1 protein-coding gene is annotated in these 233 nt (G+C 48.9%); it reads right to left on the reverse strand.

Features of this window, described 5'->3' with window-relative positions; genetic code table 11:
* On the reverse strand, nt 1-203 hold a 203-nt coding region (locus ACYP03_RS28180; RefSeq protein ID WP_459782961.1), incomplete at its 3' end, for a hypothetical protein.
* Between the last annotated feature and the right edge of the window lie 30 nt (nt 204-233).

Raw genomic sequence — 233 nt, forward strand, 5'->3', positions numbered from 1 at the left:
TCCAGATCGATCAGGGTATCCTGGTTGTCGTCCGGCTTCTCCGGGTGAACCGGTGCCTGGCTGATAATCCCTTTCAGGTAAGCAATTTCTGCTTTCAGCGCATAGATATCGATTGGTTTGACGGCAAATCCATTCATGCCGGCGGCGAGTGCATTACGCCTGTCTTTTTCAAGTACGCTCGCCGTCAAAGCAATAATAGGCACTTCTTTTAACTATTGTTCCTGTTCGTAAGC

Source organism: Photobacterium sp. R1 (genome assembly GCF_054600795.1).